This is a genomic window from Polaribacter sp. Z014, assembly GCF_023555435.1.
Classification (GTDB): Bacteria; Bacteroidota; Bacteroidia; order Flavobacteriales; family Flavobacteriaceae; genus Polaribacter.
This window is the reverse complement of record NZ_JALCZP010000001.1, coordinates 502,057-521,866: the sequence shown is the minus strand read 5'-3', so window position 1 is coordinate 521,866 and position 19,810 is coordinate 502,057. Positions and strand designations below refer to the sequence as shown.

At 29.1% G+C, this 19,810-nt stretch carries 14 protein-coding genes; 5 read left to right on the top strand and 9 right to left on the bottom strand.

Annotation, left to right across the window (positions count from 1 at the left end; all coding sequences use genetic code 11):
* Position 1 precedes the first annotated feature (1 nt).
* From MPF19_RS02395 to MPF19_RS02385, 3 genes are all read right to left on the bottom strand, one after another.
* Positions 2 to 574: an acyltransferase gene (locus tag MPF19_RS02395; RefSeq protein WP_284041346.1), complete on the bottom strand. Its 573-nt coding sequence runs from the start codon at positions 572 to 574 to the stop codon at positions 2 to 4.
* 2 nt (positions 575 to 576) lie between these two features.
* The gene (deoC, locus tag MPF19_RS02390; RefSeq protein ID WP_249986622.1) at positions 577 to 1,323 is read right to left on the bottom strand and encodes a deoxyribose-phosphate aldolase; all 747 of its coding nucleotides are present in this window, start codon (positions 1,321 to 1,323) and stop codon (positions 577 to 579) included.
* Positions 1,324 to 1,500: 177 nt separating this feature from the next.
* Positions 1,501 to 1,779 carry a hypothetical protein gene (locus MPF19_RS02385; RefSeq protein ID WP_249986620.1) on the bottom strand — a complete coding sequence of 93 codons (279 nt, stop codon included), beginning with the start codon at positions 1,777 to 1,779 and terminating at the stop codon, positions 1,501 to 1,503.
* 239 nt (positions 1,780 to 2,018) lie between these two features.
* Here MPF19_RS02385 and MPF19_RS02380 point away from each other — a divergent pair, with 239 nt between their 5' ends.
* Positions 2,019 to 2,753 carry a LytR/AlgR family response regulator transcription factor gene (locus MPF19_RS02380; protein WP_249986618.1) on the top strand — a complete coding sequence of 245 codons (735 nt, stop codon included), beginning with the start codon at positions 2,019 to 2,021 and terminating at the stop codon, positions 2,751 to 2,753.
* 3 nt (positions 2,754 to 2,756) lie between these two features.
* Positions 2,757 to 4,673, top strand: coding sequence for a tetratricopeptide repeat-containing sensor histidine kinase (locus MPF19_RS02375; RefSeq protein ID WP_249986617.1), 1,917 nt, complete (start codon positions 2,757 to 2,759; stop codon positions 4,671 to 4,673).
* On the opposite strand, the gene MPF19_RS02370 is transcribed toward MPF19_RS02375, so the two are convergent.
* The gene (locus MPF19_RS02370) at positions 4,665 to 5,234 is read right to left on the bottom strand and encodes a DUF3109 family protein (RefSeq protein WP_203392677.1); all 570 of its coding nucleotides are present in this window, start codon (positions 5,232 to 5,234) and stop codon (positions 4,665 to 4,667) included. The genes MPF19_RS02375 and MPF19_RS02370 overlap by 9 nt on opposite strands.
* 83 nt (positions 5,235 to 5,317) lie before the next feature.
* On the opposite strand from MPF19_RS02370, the gene MPF19_RS02365 reads away from it, so the two are divergent.
* From MPF19_RS02365 to MPF19_RS02355, 3 genes are all read left to right on the top strand, one after another.
* On the top strand, positions 5,318 to 5,905 hold the full coding sequence (locus MPF19_RS02365) for a MarC family protein (RefSeq protein ID WP_203392678.1): 588 nt from the start codon (positions 5,318 to 5,320) through the stop codon (positions 5,903 to 5,905).
* Entirely contained in the window at positions 5,906 to 6,511 is a 606-nt protein-coding gene (locus MPF19_RS02360; RefSeq protein ID WP_249986615.1) for an NAD(P)/FAD-dependent oxidoreductase, read from the top strand. It begins immediately after the preceding gene.
* A gap of 131 nt (positions 6,512 to 6,642) precedes the next feature.
* Entirely contained in the window at positions 6,643 to 7,377 is a 735-nt protein-coding gene (locus MPF19_RS02355; RefSeq protein ID WP_203392680.1) for an energy transducer TonB, read from the top strand.
* A gap of 340 nt (positions 7,378 to 7,717) precedes the next feature.
* Here the strand turns inward: MPF19_RS02355 and MPF19_RS19460 are convergent, their stop codons facing one another.
* The 5 genes from MPF19_RS19460 to glmS form a co-directional block, all read right to left on the bottom strand.
* Positions 7,718 to 7,933 carry a response regulator gene (locus MPF19_RS19460; protein ID WP_502924906.1) on the bottom strand — a complete coding sequence of 72 codons (216 nt, stop codon included), beginning with the start codon at positions 7,931 to 7,933 and terminating at the stop codon, positions 7,718 to 7,720.
* A 518-nt stretch (positions 7,934 to 8,451) separates the two neighbouring features.
* Positions 8,452 to 8,814, bottom strand: a complete 363-nt coding sequence (locus tag MPF19_RS02350) for a response regulator (protein WP_203392681.1) — start codon at positions 8,812 to 8,814, stop codon at positions 8,452 to 8,454.
* Positions 8,815 to 8,925: 111 nt separating this feature from the next.
* Positions 8,926 to 9,579 (bottom strand): response regulator, encoded by a 654-nt coding sequence (locus MPF19_RS02345; RefSeq protein WP_249986614.1) that lies wholly within the window; start codon positions 9,577 to 9,579, stop codon positions 8,926 to 8,928.
* Complete coding sequence (locus MPF19_RS02340; protein WP_249986612.1) at positions 9,576 to 17,693, bottom strand: PAS domain-containing protein; 8,118 nt, start codon at positions 17,691 to 17,693, stop codon at positions 9,576 to 9,578. The genes MPF19_RS02345 and MPF19_RS02340 overlap by 4 nt, the downstream gene beginning before the upstream one ends.
* 242 nt (positions 17,694 to 17,935) lie before the next feature.
* Entirely contained in the window at positions 17,936 to 19,792 is a 1,857-nt protein-coding gene (gene glmS / locus MPF19_RS02335) for a glutamine--fructose-6-phosphate transaminase (isomerizing) (protein WP_249986610.1), read from the bottom strand.
* Positions 19,793 to 19,810: the final 18 nt, after the last annotated feature.

The following is a 19,810-nucleotide window of genomic DNA, read 5'->3' as shown; positions in this document are numbered from 1 at the left end:
TCTATAACTTTATAATGGTATTATTTTTTAATTGATATTTTTCATTGCTTTCTTTACAGATTGCAATTCCGCTTTTATTAAACACTAATCTATGTCCGTATTCACTTACCCAACCAATCTGCTTAGAGGGGTTACCAACTACAAGTGCAAACGGTAAAACTTCTTTTGTTACTACAGCTCCGGCTCCAATAAGGGCATATTCACCTATAGTATTTCCACAAATAATGGTGGCATTTGCACCAATACTTGCGCCTTTTTTTACTAAAGTTTGTTGGTATTCATTTTTTCTTTTAATGGCACTTCGTGGATTTATTACGTTTGTAAAAACCATAGAAGGTCCTAAAAATACATCGTCTTCGCAAATTACACCTGTATAAATAGAAACGTTATTTTGTACTTTTACATTTTTACCCAAAACTACTTCTGGAGAAACCACTACATTCTGACCAATATTGCATTGCTCACCAATAACACAATTAGACATAATATGACTAAAATGCCAAATTTTGGTATCTTTTCCGATACAGCAATCAGTATCTATTACTGCCGTTTCATGTGCAAAATATTCTATCAAAATTAGTATCCTGAATTACTGTTTTGTTCTTTATTAACAATTTCTTTAGAAGATGATGTACCAATTCTATCTACTCCTAAATTAACCATTTTTACAGCCGTTTCATAATCTCTTACACCACCTGCTGCTTTTATTTTTAATGGTTTTGCGTTATCCGCAATTAACTTCATTGTTTCAAACGTAGCTCCATTAGGCAAATTGTTTTCTGTTTTAAAAAAACCTGTTGATGATTTTACAAAAACGTTTTCCGCATTTTCCTCTCCAAAAACAGTGAAAACTATATTTTTAATTAAGCGCGAAATTACAATTATTTCTTTGTTTGTTAAGGCAGCTACTTCAATGATCCACTTTACCACTTTATTATTTTCTAAAGCTAGTGCTATACCTTTTGTAATTTCATTGGTAACCAATTCTATTTCTCCTTTTTTAAAGGCTTCATAATTAACTACAAAATCTAACTCGTCTGCACCCAAATTAATGGCTTGTTGTGCTTCTTCTAATTTCTCTTGAGTAGTATAAGTACCTTCATGAAAACCAATTACGGTACCAATAAGAATGCTTTTTTCTGCCTCTTGAAGCATTTTCTTAGCTAAAGGAATATATTTAGCACGAATCATAATTAACTTGTAATCATACAAAATAGCTTCTTTGATTAAATCAATAACTTTTTGTTGATTTTCTTCTTCCGTAAGATTTGCTTGACTTGCTGTTTTTAAGTAAGTAGCATCTAAATATTGATTGATTTTCATTTTACAAAAATAACAAAATAATAAATATATTCATCAAAAAGAGGTTGTTTAAAAAGTGTGATGTTTGTAAATTTGAATTTATTTCAGATTCTTATAAAAATTGAATTTCAATACGTTAAGATACTGAAACAAGTTAAGCATGCCAAGGTGTAATCCTTTTTAGAGAACTTCTTTATTTTACTCTAAACCAAAAGCAATAGATAAATTACACCTTACTTTAACAGTGCTACTATTTTGTATATCAGGTTTAAATTTTGGTAACTTTTTAAGAACTCTCATAGCTTCTATTACTAACGCTTTATACGTAGTTTGCATTTTGACATCAACAATTTCTCCTTTATCACTTATTACAAATAGCGTATGTATTTTATTATCTTCAAAAATAGCTTCCATAATATTATTTTTTCCTTTTACAATTTTATCAACAATAAACAGTTGGCTTTTATTGTTTTTCATCATTAACGTGCACAAAAAAAGCATCACATAAATGTGATGCTTTCTAAAACTGTAATGAACTATTTAAAGTTCTGCATTTCCCCCAAAATGCACACTAAAGTTACAAAACATCTTAAATCTAAAATCACAGTTTTGTATAATTGGTTATAAATAATGTATAAACTGCAACATAAAGATATTTTACCTCTACAATTTTCAAAAAAACAAAACTATTATACTATTTTTGATAAAAACATTTTATGTTAAGAGCTGTAATTATTGACGACGAACCTAATGCAATACAAAGTTTAAGTTGGGAATTATCTAATTTTGATACAGAAATAGAAGTTACCGCAACCTTTGTAGATCCTGTAAAAGCTTTAGAGTATTTAGCAAAACATAATATTGATTGCCTTTTTTTAGACATTGATATGCCTACTATGGATGGTTTTCAGTTTTTAAGCAAACTAAAATCTCGAAACTTTGCTGTAATTGTTACCACTGCTTATAGTGAATATGCCTTAAATGCAATTAAAAATGAAGCTATAGACTATTTACTAAAACCAATAGACACTGATGATTTAGAAAAGACAATTGCCAAAATTACGAAATACCACTTTAGGTCTTTAAATTCTAGTACCATAGAAAAAGTGTTGCTAAATTTTAATAAAAATATGACCACCAAAAAAATTACTATAAATACAGATGGAAAGCTTATTTTTTTAAAATCTGAAGAAATACTTTTTATAGTATCAGATGGTAATTATTCTACCATTCATACTACGGATAACAAAAAAATTGTGGTTACTAAAAAATTAAAAGAAATTTACGCGCTACTTCCCAAAGAATTATTTTTTAGAGTACACAACTCGTACATTATTAACTTAGAAAAAACTAACGAATTTCATAAAACAGAAGGCTATGTTGTTTTAGAGAACAATCAAAAAATACCCGTTTCTCGTCAAAAAAAGGCAGAATTTTTAAATAAATTTTAATGTATGAAAACAAAGATACTAGTACCCCTATTTTTCTTTTTAGCCTTTTACTCTTACTCTCAAGACACCAAAATACCCGAAGAATTAGCATACCTTATTAATAATAGAATAAGCTCATTAGATATTCTAGACTCTATTTATTATAAGAAGAAACAAAGCAAAGATCAGATAGAATTATTAATAAAAAAGAGTAAAGAAGCCTCTTACCTAGAAGGCTTATTATTTGGCTACAACTCTTTAGGACGATATTATAGAGGTCGCTCTCTATTTGATAAATCTACTACAGCTTACAAAAAAGCTATTAAACTAAGTATAGAACTAAAAGATACAATATCTGAAGTACGAAATCTAAATGCAATTGGTACTGTTTATAGAAGACAAGATTACGTTAAAAAAGCCTTAAATTATCATCAAGAAGCCCTAAACAAGGCTCTAATGATAAAAAAACCAAACAATAGAGTAAAAAAGAGCATCTCTGTTTCTCAAAATAGCATGGGAAATATTTACGTAACGCTAAAACAATATAGATTAGCTTTAAATGAATTTAAAAAATCTATTAAAACTCAAAAAGAACTTAACAATCTATTAGGGCTTGCTATTAATTATCAAAACATAGGTAAAGCCAACCAGAAATTAGGAAATTTAGACGAGGCCATGAAAAACTTTTCTGAATCTCTAAAATACAATAACATCCTTAAATCTAAAGTAGGTAAAATAATTTGTGGGTATAGCATTTCTAATGTTCTAATAGAGCAAAAAAAATACAAACAAGCCTTAAAAACTGTTGATACTGTTGTACAAATGGCGATAGAAAAAAATGACAAATATTACCTTTCTAAAACTTACAATACCCTCGGTTTAGCTCAGTTTTATTTAAATAAAAATTCTAAAGCAAAAAAAAATTTAAATACAGCCTTAAGTATTGCTTTAGAGTATAACATACAAGCCATAATTGTTGAAGCCAATTTAAACTTAGCTCTTATATACGAAAAAGAAAAAAATTATAAAAAAGCATTCGTTTATTATAAAAAGGCAAAAGAAGGAGATGCCAAAACATTTAATGAAAGAAACCTAGTCTATGTGAGCCAATTAATTGCCACTTACAATAAAGAAAGAAGCGATAATAAAATAAAGCAATTAGCTAGAAAAAATGAAATGACACAACTACTAGTTACTAGAAATAGAAATTTATGGATTATATCTATTTGTATTTTTGTACTAATTACTATTGTTATATTTTCTATAAACAAACAAAGAAGATTAAGAAACGAAAAAAGGATTCTTTCTTTAAAACAAGACGCTTTAAGAAGCCAAATGAATCCTCATTTTATGTTTAATGCGTTAAACTCTATTAAGTTATTTATTATAGAGAACAATAAAAGGAAAGCTATTTCTTTTTTAAATAAGTTTTCTAAATTAATGAGAAAAATATTAGATGCCTCTTCCATACAAGAAACAACGTTATTTGAAGAAATAGAAACAATGAAACTTTATATGGGTATAGAGAATATTCGCTTTTCTAATGAAATAGATTTTGCAATTAAAACAGATGCTTCTCTTAACTTAACTACTATAAAAATACCTCCATTAGCTTTACAACCGTTCTTAGAAAACTCTATATGGCATGGTTTATCTCCGAAAAAAGGTGTTAAAAAAATAAACGTATCTATAGAAAGAATTTCTTCAAAATATATTCAAATTATTATTAAAGACAATGGTATAGGTAGGGAATCTTCTGCTAAAATAAAGGCTGAAAAATCTATTAACAGAAAATCTGTAGGCATTAATTTAACAAGAATGAGATTAACTAATTTTGCTAAAAGTCTAAAAAATGATTACACTATTGTTTATAACGATTTAAAAGATAAAGACAATATTGCTTTAGGCACAGAGGTTATTATTCAGATTCCTTTATTCTAAATGTTTTGCAGCCACTTTTTCTAACTCATTATACCAATCTTGTCCAAACTTTCTAACCAAAGCTTGTTTTACAAACTTATAAATAGGTACTTGTAATTCTTTTCCAAGAGAACAAGCATCATCACAAATTTCCCATTTATCGTAATTTACAGCAGAAAACTCACTATACTCTTTAACCCTAATTGGGTATAAATGACAAGAAACAGGTTTTTTCCAGTCTATTTCTCCTTGGTTATATGCTTCTTCAATAGCACATAAAGCGGTCTTTTTTTCATCAAAAATAACATAAGCACAATCTGCACCATTAATTAAAGGAGTTTCTAATTCTCCCCACTCACTGGTAACCCAAGTACCTTGTTCTTCAATAACAGCGATACCTTCTTTTCTTAAAAAAGGTTTTACTTTAGGATATATGTCTTCTAAAATTTTTGTTTCTTCTTTATCTAAAGGAGCACCGGCATCGCCATCTATACAACAAGCACCTTTACAAGCAGACAAATTACAAACAAAATCTTTTTCGATAATATCTTCTGAAACTATAGTTTTTCCAAGTTGAAACATCTCGCAAAAATAGTGTTATTTTTTTCTATAACTTTGCGTTTTCCTAAACAAAGTTGTCTAATTTTGCAAAATATATAAAAAGTATGAATTTTAATTTTAAAGAGGCTCTTACTGCTTTTATGGTTTTGTTTGCAGTAATAGATGTTATTGGTAATATCCCTATTATTATAGACTTACGAAAGAAAGCAGGACATATACAATCTGAAAAAGCGGCTATTATTGCAGGTTTTATTATGATTGTTTTTTTATTTTTAGGACAAAGTTTACTAAAATTAATTGGAATTGATGTGCATTCATTTGCTGTTGCAGGTGCTTTAATATTATTCTTTATTGCCTTAGAGATGATTTTAGGAATTACACTCTATAAAGACAACGAAGAGAATGTAAGCGCAATTACAGCTTCTGTTTTTCCTTTAGCCTTTCCTTTAATTGCGGGTCCAGGAAGTTTAACAACCTTATTATCTTTAAGAGCAGAGTTTCATATAGAAAATATTATAATTGCTGTTTTAGCAAATGTTTTTTTAATTTATATTGTACTTAAAACGTCTTCTAAAATAGAGCGCATTATAGGTCCAAATGGAATTCAAATTATTAGAAAAATATTTGGAGTAATTTTATTAGCTATTTCTGTGAAATTATTTGCAGCAAATATTAAAGTCCTTTTTATTTAAATGAATTTTGATGTTCTAATTATTGGTGGTGGAGCTTCTGGGTTGCAATGTGCTTTAGTATTAGGTTCTGCAAAAAACAAAGCTTTTGCCGCGGGTAAAACTATTGGAATTATTACGCACCAAAGAGCATCTCATTTACAAGATGCTTTATTTAATAATGTATTGGGTTTACCTGCTAAAACTTTAGGAAAAGATATTTTAGTTGAAGGTAAAAAACAGCTTTTAACGCTATATCCTCATGTACAACAATTAGAGAATGAAAAAGTTTTATCTATCTTATCTACTAAAAACGGATATCAAATAGAAACTAACAATACTACTTACCTTAGCAAAATTGTAATTCTTGCTTTAAACTACGCTAAACCACTTACAATAAAAGGCTTAGAATCTTTTATAGAACCTCATAAAAGAGCAAATGCTAAAAAAGATAGAATTCAACTTAAAAATATAAACCATTTAGTTAAAGATGGTTTATATTGTTGTGGTACTATAGCGGGCTGCAGAAGTCAATTTGCAATTGCAGCAGGTAGCGGAGCTAGTGTAGCTACCGATATACTAACTATATGGAATAACTACACCCCAACCAAAGTACATGACAAAGTATGATGTAAATCATATTTTAAAACCCTTTTAATTTATAATTTTACAATAGAATACCAGATTCCTGAGAATTTGATAATTCTACAACTATTTTTAAATAATAAAGTTAAAATTATAAACTTTTAAAGGATTTCAAAATGGACATTAAAAAAACCCCAGAACAACAGTTAGAAAACTACAGTAAAATTTTTTTACAAATAGGACTAGTATTAGCCTTATTTATTACGTACACCTTAATTGAGTATAAAACATACGAAAAGAACGATCTAAAAAGCTTAGGACAAGCTAACATGATTGACGAAATGAAAGAAGACATTCCTATTATAGAAATGCAAGAAGTAAAACCACCAGCAAAAAACACACCTCCACCAGTTGTAGAACAAATTACAGTTGTAGAAGATGAAAAAGAAATAGTGGAAACCGTAATTGAATCTACAGAAACAGATGAAAATGTAGCTGTAATTGTGAATACCGATGATATTGAAGAAGTAGAAGAAGTAGAAGAAGTGGTAGAGGATATTCCTTTTATATTAATTGAAAACGTACCTGTTTACCCAGGCTGTAAAGGAAACAACAAAGAGTTAAAAGACTGTTTTACTAAAAAGGTAACAGAATTTTTTGGAAGAAAATTTGATGTTAATTTGGCTAATGAATTAGGTTTACAACCAGGTAAAAAGAAATTATTTGTGATTTTTACTATTAATAAAAATGGTAAAATAGATAATGTTAGAGCTAGAGGGCCACACCCTAGATTAGAAAAAGAAGTAGTAGAAATTATTAGTGCGCTACCTACAATGACTCCAGGAAAACAAAGAGGTACCCCGGTAGGAGTTAGCTATAGTATACCTATTACATTCGAAGTTAGAATATAAAAAAAAATCGTCCATTATTTATTAAAAATTAACTTTTGGAAAACTAATTAGAAAAATTAAGAAAATTACCTATTGAATAGCCTTAATGTATTCTATAGATTTGTAGTATAAAATTAACTACATTATTGATAATCAATATATTTTAATATTTCATTAATATTTTCCCCCAATTATATTAATACAAAAAGCTAAACTACCCCCTTAAAGTTTAGCTTTTTCTTATTATAAAAACTTTGTAAAATCAGTAAAAATATTAAAATTGTATTCTTTTAAAGAAAAGTAACGTAATCGTTAAACTTTTTTAATTGCCTTAATTAACTCATCAAAATCTTTAGCTTTATCAAAAAAAGGCAAATGCCCCGTATTTAAAACATGTTTTTCTTAGTTCTGTACTAATAGAAAAAACAAAAACTTTTGTATCCTTTTTATTTTCTTGAAGTGCTCTTAATAACTCTATACCATCACCATTAAGTAATTTTAAATCGAGTATAATTAGTTTAAAATTAGTTCCTTTAAAAATAGAAATTGCTTCTTGTAGAGTTTTTGCTACACAAATATCTCTATGCTACTAATATCTTTAGCTGCATTAATAATTTTCTTTCTTATAAAGGAATTGTCCTCTACTAGTATTAAATTTTGCAACGTTGCTTTCTATATAGGGTTAGGTGTCTATTAAAAGCAATATAGGTGGTTTTTATAGATATTTACATTAGTAGAATACGTATCAGCTTGTTTTATTAGAAGTTAATAATTTTTAAGTTTAGACCTGTTAAATAACATTTTGTATCCTTTATTTTGATATCTGGTATAAGAAATTTCCTTTTTAAGTTTTACTTAGAAAAATAAGAAAATTACCTATTGAACAGTCTTACAATGTTACCTATATTTGAAGAGTAGTATTTATCAAAAAAATAAAACTACTTTTCACAAAATATATTAATGTATTTAGCCCCTAATATCTACGTTAATAAAAAGCTAAACCACCCCCCTGTCGTTTAGCTTTTTTGTGCGCCATTTGTAAAAACAAATAAAAATATTAAAATGGTATTCTTTTAAAGAAAAGTAGCGTAATCGTTATGCATTTTTAATTGCCTCAATTAACTCATCAAAATCTTTCGCTTTATCAAAAAAGGCAAATGCTCCGTATTTAAAACAAAAAGATTTAAGTTCTGTACTTGCAGAAAAAATAAAAACTTTCGTTTCTGTTTTTTTTCCTTTAAGTATTTTCAATAATTCTATTCCATGTCCATCGGGTAATTTCAAATCGAGTATTACTAATTCAAAATTAGTATCATCACAAAGAGAAATTGCTTCTTGTAAAGATTTGGTTAAACGGATATCTCCAATACCACTAATTTCTTCAGTTGCACTAACGACCAAGTCTCCTATAAAAGAGTTGTCTTCTACTATTAATAAGTTATTTAATGTTGATTTCAAAATAGGGTAAATATTTAAAAAAATTACCGGGAGAAATTCAAATATAGGTAGTTTATATAGATATTTATATAAGCAGAATGCTTATCATTACATAAAAAGTATAAATAATTATTAAAGATTTAATGAAGTTAACCCTTCTTGAATAGCATATTTTGTTAATTCTGGAATGGTGTATAAATCTATTTTTTTCATGATGTTATTTCGGTGAACATCAACCGTTTTTGGACTTAAAAATAATATATCTCCTATTTTTTTGGAAGAATTACCTTCAGAAATTAATTGTAATACTTCTTTTTCTCTAGAGCTTAATTGTGCTTTTTCTATAGCTTTCTTCTCTTTAAGTACAGACAGAAACTCTTGATTAATATCTTTAGATAAATATTTTTTACTTTGCATTACGGTATTAATCGCTATAATTAATTCATCTGCATCTCCATCTTTTAACAAATACCCAAAAGCACCAGCTTTAAACATACTTTGTATAAATTGCTTACTAGAATGCATAGAAAGGCCAATTATTTTTATATCCGGATTATTTTTATGAATTTGTTTTGTAGCTTCTATGCCATTTAAACCTGGCATAGCTACATCCATAACAATTACATTTGGCAACAGTTTAGAACATATTTTTATAGCTTCTCTACCATCAGAAGCCTCCCCAATTATATGCATATTAGATCTTTGCTCTATAATATTTCTTAAACCGTCTCGTAATAGTTTATGATCATCAACTAATATTATTTTAATTTCTTTTAAATAGCTCATTTAGATAAAGGTATAAAAATTTTAACAGTTGTACCAACATTTATTTTTGAATTTATCGCAAATTTTCCTTGTATGTTTCTAATTCGTTCTTTAACCGTAAACAAACCAAAGCCAGAACTAGAACTATTATAGAGACTATTTAAGATAGAAGTATCAAAACCAACACCATTATCTGTGATAAAAATATCTATTCCTCGTTTATTTTTATCAATCTCTAATGTTATTAAAGAAGCCTTGGCATATTTTATTGCATTGGTTAACACTTCTTGTATACTTCTAAACAATAAAATAGATTTTACTTCATTAAGTTCTAAACTATCTACATTACTATTAACAACACAAGTAATCTTATGGGTAGTTTCCGCATTATCAAATAACCAATTTAATGCATCAACAATACCTAATTGATATAAAACTGGTGGCGAAAGTTCATATGTAATTTTACGACTATTTTCTAGTGCTTCAGATATATGTGATTCTATAAAACTTAAATCTTCTCCTATTAATTGTAGCTGTGGTCTTTTTTTTAGTTCATTAATTTTCATTTTTGAAATAACCAAAGATTGACTTAAATGATCGTGTATGTTTGATGCTATTTCCTTTTTTTGTTTTTCTTCGATCAAAGTCATTTCTGTCGTTAATTCTTGAAGAGATGATTGGTATTCTTCTATTTCTTGCTTTGCCAACACCCACTGTGTAATATCTCTTGCAGATGACACAAAATGGCTAATCTCTTGCTCTTTATAAACAGGCGATGTTAAAAATTCTAACCAAATAAAATGACCTTTTTTATGAAGTACTCTGCAAGTAAAAGGAGTAGTAAATACGCCACTAATCACCCTTTCTTCCATAACATTAATTAGAGATTCAACATCATCCTTATGTACTATCCCAAAAACTTTTTCTCCTAAAAGTTCTTGTTGCTCATAACCTAATAGGTTTTTTATAGAAGGGCTTATATAGGTAAAGGTACTATCTGGTTCATGTAAAGTAATCAAGTCATTAGAATTGTCTGTCAATACTCTATACATCTCTTCTGCCTTTTCTATTTCTATTCTAATGCGTTTCTGTTCTGTAATATCCTGATTAGTGCCTGTAAAACTGATTAATTCTCCTGTTTCTCCATATTTAGGTTTACTAATACATCTAATCCATTTTTGCTCACCATTGCGAAGGGTAATTTTATGCTCGATATCAAATGCCTCTCCTAAAGGAATAGATTTAAACATCATTTCTAGATCTTCTTTGTGTATTATCTTCGGTTCATTGAATAAATCTGGAACACCTTCCTTAGGATCCATACCATAAATATCAAACGTTTCTTCTGACCATTCTAGCTCTAAAGAGGATGGGTTAAATAACCAACTTCCCATTTTTGCTAACTTCTGTGCTTCTTTTAATTTTTTTAAAGACTCATCTTTTGCATATTCAGCATCTTTTATACTCTGAATACTGTGTATACTAAGCGGCACATTTTTATATTCTATTTTTGTTTGTGGAATAGGAATTGAAATTATTGCCGCAAATTCATTTCCTTTAAGTGTTTTGTAGTTTACTTCTGATGTAAATGTTTTCTCATTATGCCAAATGGATACTATAAAATCTGCAAATACTTTATGTGCACCTTTACCAAAAGTGTTTTGAATTTTTCTCTCTAAAAACTCCTTTTCACTTTCTGCTTTAAACAATTCTAAAGTAGCTTTATTTACCTTGTTTATTATTATTTTATCTAAAATAGAAAATAACACCTCTGGGTGCTGCTCTAAATATATTTTTAAATTAGGTATCTTCAGTTTTCTAAGTTTTGCTAGCAGCTTAAAAATTTCACTTAAATCTCCGTTCCAAATAGAAACTGTAGCATTATCAAAGAGGTTTCTATATTTCTCTGAAATTATGAAGTTGTTTTGTTCTATTCTTTTTTTAATAGTAATATCTTGGTTTGTTCCTTTTAAACTAATCACTTCACCATTATCTCCAAAAATAGGTTTACAAATAGCTCTTATAATCTTTTCTTCGTTACCAGGAAGACAAATTCTAAATTCAATATCATACGGAATTCCTTTAGTGAGAACTAAGTCGGCTGCATTATTAAAATACGGCTGATCTTCTCTATGAATTCTATTTAGAAAAACATCTCTATCTGGCACCGGATTTCTATAATCAAACCCCAAAATACGAAACGTTTCATTAGACCACTTAGATTTTTCTGTTGCAAGATCAAACGTCCAATCTCCAACCTGTGCCAACGCTTGTGCTTCTTTTAACCTATTAATAGATTCCTTTTTTTCTAATTCAGCTTCTTTAAGACTTTGTATACTTTGTATACTCGCAGGTACTGTTTTTTGTTCTGCCAAAGTTTGCGGAATTGGAATTGAAAGTATTGCAGCAAATTCGTCTCCTTCTAGGGTTTTATAATTTACTTCTGATGTAAAAGTTTTCTCATGATTCCAAATAGCTTCTATAAGATTTTTAAAAACTTCCTCTGCTCCTAAACCAAAGGTATCTTGAAAACGAACTAAAAATTCTTTATAATTATTTGCTTTATATAATTTTAAAGTAGCTTCATTTACGCTATTTATTATCAATTTATCTAACAAAGAATAGGTTACCTCTGGGTGCTGTTCTAAATATATTTTAAAATTGGGTATCTCACGTTTTCTAAGTTCCTCTATTTGTTTAAATACCTGCGTAAAATCTTCATTCCAAATAGAAATAGTGGCATTATCAAAAAGTTTCCTATAATTAGCTTTTATCCTAAAGTTTTCTTCTTCTCTTTTTTTGCTCTCCGTAATATCCATGGTAACTCCAAAAACACCACTTTCATTTTTGTTTTCTAGGGCTACAATGTATAAGGTTCTTATTTCTCCAGATATCCATTTTATTCTAAACTCAAAAGGAACAAATACTTCATCTATTAACAGCGAGTTGATACCTTGCTCCATTTTATACAAATCTTCTGGCAATATTTTTCGATTTACATTTTCGTTAGAAGGATAAAAATTCTCTTTAGTTTCCCCAAAAATATTATACATTTCATCAGACCATTCTGCTTTGTCTGTTTTCATGTTCCAAGACCAATTACCAACATGACTTAATTTTTGTGCTTGATTTAATGCGTTATTTAATTCATATAACTCTTTACTTTGTTGGTCTAAGGTCTTTTGTTTTATTTTTTGCTCTGTAATATCTTGCATAACACCTCTTCTACCAACAATCTTATTTTGGCTATTGTAAACTGGCTGAACGACACTTCGCTCCCAAACTTCTTCATTTTTTTCATTGATAAATTTTAATTCAATATCACAAAAAAGCCCTTTTAATGAAACGTCTTTAATTGTTTCTTCTATCTTTTTTTGAGACTCTTTATCGTAAAATGATACAATTTTTTCTTGCGATGGAATTCCTTTTTTAGGATCTAATCCATACATAAGATATATATCGTCAGACCATATAAAAGCTTTCGTTTCAATATCATATTCCCAATATCCAATTTTAGCCATCTTACTAGCTTCATTCTTAGAAAATTCACTTTTTTCTAACAATTCTAATGAAGTCTGAATTTCTTGTTTAGAAAGCTCTAAAGCAAACTGATCCTTTTTAGAAGCCGTAATATCCTGAAAAACACCTCTTCTTCCAATAACTTGTTTTTGTTTATTAAATATAGGCTGAACTACCATTCTGCCCCAAACCTCTTCATTTCTTAGATTATTTAATTTAATTTCAATATCATAAGGAATTCCATTTTTCTCTAGATTTATAGTTGCTCGTTTCATTTTTTTCTTAGATTCTTCATCTAAAAACTGCATAACATCCTTTAATCCTGGAACTGAGTTTTTGGAATCTAATCCAAAAATATAATACAGATAATCAGACCATAAAAAAGTATCCGTAGCATTATCATATTCTAAATAGCCAATTTTAGCTACTTTACTAATTTCATTTTTAGATTTTTCACTTAGTTCTAATAATTCTAAAGAAGTTTCAATTTTTTGTTTAGACAATTCTAATTCAAGTTGTCCTTTTTTAGAATCTGTAATATCCTGAAAAACACCTCTTCTGGCAACAATCTTATTTTGTTGGTTGTATACAGGCTCAACTTTAATCCTAGCCCAAATCTCTTCCTTTCTTAGGTTAATCATTTTCAACTCAATGTCATAAGGAATCCCTCTTAAATCAAGATCTAAGGTAGCTTTCTGCATCTTATTTTGAGATTCTATATCAAAAAGCGCCGCAATTTCTTTTCGTGGTGGAACTGGGTATTTTGGGTCGAATCCAAAAATATGATACAGATAATCAGACCAAACATAAGTTTCAGTAGCAATATCATCTTCTAAATACCCTATTTTAGCCGTCTTACTAGCCTCATCCTTAGAATAGTTGCTTTTTTCTAAAAGTTCTAAAGAGGTCTCAATATTCTGTTTAGAAAGTTCTAAATCAAATTGTGCTTTTTTAGAGGCTGTAATATCCTGAGTAATACCTCTTCTTCCTATAATTTCATTTTGCTGATTAAATATAGGTTGTGTTGCATTTCTAACCCAAACCTCCTCATTTCTTCTGTTAATTATTTTCAACTCAAGATCATAAGGAGTTCCCTTTAAATCGAGGTCTAGAGTGGCTTGTTTCATCAATTTTTTTGATGCATTATCAAAAAATGTCAAAATTTCCTCACGCCGCGGTACTGGCTGTTCTATATCTAACCCAAACATATGATATAAGTATTCAGACCAATGAAAAGTATCTGTAGCAATATCATATTCATGATACCCTATTTTAGCTATTTTACTAGCCTCATCCATAGCGTATTTTCTTTTCTCTAAAAGATCTAGAGAATTTTGAATATTTTTTTTAGATTCTTCTAATTCAAATTGTGCTTTTTTAGATGCTGTAATATCTTGTAAAACCCCTCTTCGTCCTATAATTTCATTTTCATTATTATAATCGGGTTGAACTGCATTTCTAACCCATACTTCTTCATTATTTTTAGTGATAAATTTCAACTCAAGATCAAATGGGGTCCCATTTTCTATCAACTCTAACGTAGCTTGTGTATATATTTTTTTAGATTCATCATCAAAAATTGCTAGAACTTCATCACGAGATGGAATTCCTTGTTTTATATCAAATCTTAAAATATCATAAACATAATCAGACCATGTAAAAACACCTGTTTCGTTAACATATTCTTGATATCCTATTTTAGCTATTTCACTAGCTTTACGCAAAGAGTATTCCTTTTTCTCTAAAAGTTTTAAAGTGGTTTCTATCTTTTCTTTAGAAAGCTCTAATTCTAATTGTGCTTTTTTAGAAGCTGTAATATTATGTAAAACACCTCTTTTACCAACAATTTCATTTTGTTCGTTATAGATGGCTTGTGCCACATTACGCACCCAAATTTGTTCACCCTTTAGGTTGATACATTTCAACTCAATATCATAAGAAACACCTTTTAATGTTAGGTTTAGCGTAGCTTTTGCCAACTTTTCTTGAGATTCTTTTGTAAACGTTTCTATAATTGCTTCTTGCGCCGGAATTCCTTTTTCTGGATTTGAACCAAACAAACGATGCACATACTCAGACCATACAACAGTACCCTTTATAGTATCATGCTCCCAATACCCAATTTTGGCTACCTTACTAGCCTCATCCATAGAGTATTTCCTTCTTTCTAACAGCTCTAAAGAGGTTTGAATATTATTTTTAGAAAGTTCTAACTCTAGCTGTGCATTTTTAGAGGCTGTAATATTGTGTACCACACCTCTTCTTCCAATAATCTCATTCTGTTCATTATAAATAAGCTGTACTACATTTCGTACCCAAACTTCTTCCTTCTTATTATTAATTAATTTTAATTCAATATCATAAGGAATACCTTTTAAATCTAGATCTAATGTAGCTTGAGCTAACTTCTCCTGAGATTCTTTATCATAAAAACCAACCATTTCTTTACGTGAAGGAATACTGTCTTTTAAATTAAATCCGTAAACTTCATAAACATAATCAGACCAAGTAAAAGTATCCGTGGCAATATCATATTCCCAATATCCAATTTTAGCTATTCTACTAGATTCTTTTAAAGCGAAATCTCTTTTTTCTAAAAGGTTTAGAGAATTTTGAATCTTTGTTTTGGACGATTCTAATTCTAATTGTGCATTTTTCCAATCTGTAATATTCTGTAGAACACCTCTTCTTCCTATAATTTCATTTTGTTCGTTATATACGGCTTCGGCAACATAACGTACCCAAACTACTCCTTTTTCTAGGTTACATTTTAACTCAATATCACAGGGAGTGCCTTTCGTAGTAATATCTAAAACCGCTTGTTGTACCTTTTGTAGAGATTCTTTATCTAAAATTTTTGCAGTTGCCTCTTGTGTTGGAATTTCATCTTTTGGATCTAATCCATAAATACGATAAACATAATCCGACCATACATAAGTATCCGTAGCAATATCATATTCCCAATACCCAATTTTAGCCATTTTACTAGACTGGCTTAAAGAATAATCTTTTTTTTCTAAAAGGTTTAGAGAGGTTTGAATATTTTGCTTAGACTGTTCTAATGCTAGTTGTGCATTTTTCCATTCTGTAATATTCTGTAAAACACCTTTTCTACCAATAATATTTTTATGTTCATTGTAGACTGTTTCAGCAACATACCTAACCCAAACCTCTTCTTTTTTTAAATTAATACACCTCAACTCAATATCACAAGCAATGCCTTGTGTATTTAGCAGAGTAATAGCTTTGTTTAGCTTTGTTACAGATTCTTTATCAAAAATAGATATAATATCTTTTATAGATGGCACTCCATCTTTAGGATCTAAACCGTAAATATCATAAACATAATCAGACCAAACATACGTATCTGTATCAATATTATATTCTTGATACCCTATTTTAGCTATTTTACTAGATTCACTTAAAGAATGTTCCTTTATTTCTAGTAGTTCTAAAGAGGTTTCAAGTTTTTTCTTTGCTAAAACTCTTTGAGTAATATCTCTAGCAGTGCTTACAAAATAGCTAATTTCTTTTCCTGTATACACGGCAGATGATAAAAATTCTAACCAAATATAATGTCCGTCTTTATGACGAACTCTAAAAGGAATTGGTTCTGTAGCAATGCCTTTACTAAATAACTTTTTATGCAATGTATCTTTTAGAGTCTGTACATCATCCTTATGAACAATACTAAAAATAAATTTACCAATAAACTCCGATTGCTCATAACCCAATAGCTTTTTTATAGCAGGACTTATATATCTAAAGGAGCTATCTGGCTCTTGTAAAAATATTAAATCTCTAGAGTAATCTGTTAAAATTCGATACATCTCTGCAGTATCTTTAACCTCTTTTTCTGCAGATTCAAACTTCTGTTTATAAGTTAGAGGCTTAAACACATCTTTTATTTTAAATACACTTGTTGATGGTGCACTTTTATTAAAAAACCTTAGATAAGAATAAAGAAAAACACTGTAAAAGACAGTAAAAACACCTTTAGATATAAGGCCTGATTTTACAAGTGATTCTAAATTTTCATTCCCCCAAAAAACTATGCTTATAAAAAATAATGTATCAAAACTTATAACCACTAACATTGTTAAACAAATTTGCCAGAATAAGAATCGTACTTTTTTAGATATGTATTCAAATAAGATAATTATTAAAAAAGTATCTATAAACAATGTAATTGTACTTACAAATAATCCCCATGAATTAACATTAAAAAGTCTTGGAGGTAACTTTATATGCGCCTCTGTTGATAAATTATTAAAATGCCAATTTAATGTCTCTAAAAGAACTAACATTACTGCGTTTACAATAAACAAAGCATAAATTGTTTTTTTTGTTTCAGTAGTATCATCCTTTATATATACCAATAGTAAAACAAAAAGAGTTGCCGTAAAATAAACAGCAGAAGAAGGAGATACCAAAAAATCATCTGTAATTGAAACAGAAACAGCACTATATAAAGAAACTTGTACAAATTGAAATAACCCAAGGCAAGCAAACATTACACCAATACCTAACTGCTTACGAAAATGGAATAATAAAAGCATTACTAAGGCAACCAAAGCTCCCTGAGTAAACAAGATGGCTATCTGACTATAATTCATAGTTTTATGATTAATTAGATATCGTTTTTAAATTAGCCTCTCAGCAGATTTATATATCCATATTAAATATTTTAAAGACCAAGATAAGTATAATTTTTTTTTATTTTCTCAATATAGAACCCTGATATTTAGTTAATCACAAAAACAAGAATTATAAACTAGATGCTTATATTAAAAAAGCTATTTTATAAAACAAAAAACCCGGCTATAAGCCAGGTTTTTTATTTTATAAAATATAATTATTATTCTACGGTAACAGATTTTGCCAAATTTCTTGGTTGATCTACATTTTTACCTAACATTACTGCAATATGGTAAGACAATAATTGAAAAGGAATGGTAGTTAATAGCGGTGTTAATGCTTCTTCCGTTTCAGGAATTTCAATAACATGATCTGCTATATCTCTAACTTGTGTATCTCCTTCTGTAACTATTGCAATAATTTTACCAGCTCTAGATTTTATTTCTTGAATATTACTCACTACTTTTTCGTAATGACCTTTATTAGTTGCAATCACAAAAATTGGCATATTCTCATCAATTAAAGCAATTGGACCATGCTTCATTTCTGCCGCAGGATACCCTTCTGCATGAATGTAAGAAATTTCTTTTAATTTTAAAGCTCCTTCTAATGCTACCGGAAAGTTAAAACCTCTACCTAAGTACAAACAATTTTTTGCATCTTTATATACAGCAGCAATTTCCTTCACTTTTTCATCAATCTTTAAAAGCGCTTCTATTTTTGCCGGAATTAATTGCATTTTTTGTAAAAACTCTCTAAGTTCAGATTTAGAAATCTCTCCTTTTTTAGAGGCTAATTTTAACGCAATTAGAGTTAAAACTGTAATTTGTGTTGTAAAAGCTTTTGTAGAAGCTACACCTATTTCTGGACCTGCATGAGTATAAGCTCCGGCATGTGTTTCTCTAGCAATAGAAGAACCCACAACATTACAAATACCAAATACAAAAGCTCCTTTAGATTTTGCCAACTTAATTGCAGCAAGAGTATCTGCTGTTTCTCCAGATTGAGAAATAGCAATTACTACATCTTTAGACGAAATAATAGGGTTTCTATATCTAAATTCTGAAGCATATTCTACTTCAACAGGGATACGGGCTTTGTCTTCAATAAGATATTCACCCACCAAACCTGCATGCCAAGAAGTACCACAAGCAACTATAATGATTCTCTCTGCATTTAAAAACCTATTCATGTGGTTATCTATACCAGACATTTTAATAAGTCCTTCATTAGGTAACATTCTACCTCTATATGTATCTATAATAGCTTTTGGTTGTTCATGAATTTCTTTTAACATGAAATGATCATAACCTCCTTTTTCTATTTGATCTAAACTCAGTTTTAATTTCTGAATATTAGTATCAACCATAGTGTCGTCTATAATCTTACGAACTTTTATATCTTTACCAATTTTAATAACAGCTAATTCTTCATCCTCTAAATAAATAGCATCCTTTGTATATTCTATAAAAGGAGATGCATCAGAAGCAACAAAAAATTCACTATTGTCTTTTCCTACTCCAATTGCAATAGGACTTCCTAAACGAGCAATAACTAACTCGTTTGGTTTTGTTTTATCAAAAACAGCAATAGCATAAGCACCTACAACATTTGTTAATGCTAATTGAACTGCTTGCCCTAACTTACAGCCTTCGTTCTTTTTTACTTCTTCTATAAGATTTATTAAAACCTCTGTATCTGTATCACTTTTAAAAGTATAACCTCTAGATATTAGCTCTTTCTTTAAAGTATCGTAGTTTTCAATAATACCGTTATGTACTATAACCAATTCACCAGATTGAGAAACATGTGGATGCGAGTTTACATCATTAGGTACACCATGTGTTGCCCAACGTGTATGACCAATTCCTATATTTCCTTTTTTTCTTTTTTCGTCATTATCGGTTATCGCTTCTAAATCAGAAACCTTTCCTTTCGTTTTAGAAAGATGTATTTCTTTTCCGTCATACATCATAATCCCAGAACTATCATACCCTCTGTATTCTAATCTTTTAAGACCATTTATAACAATAGGGTAAGCATCTCTAAAACCTATATAGCCAGTTATTCCACACATAACAATTCTTTTTTTAGT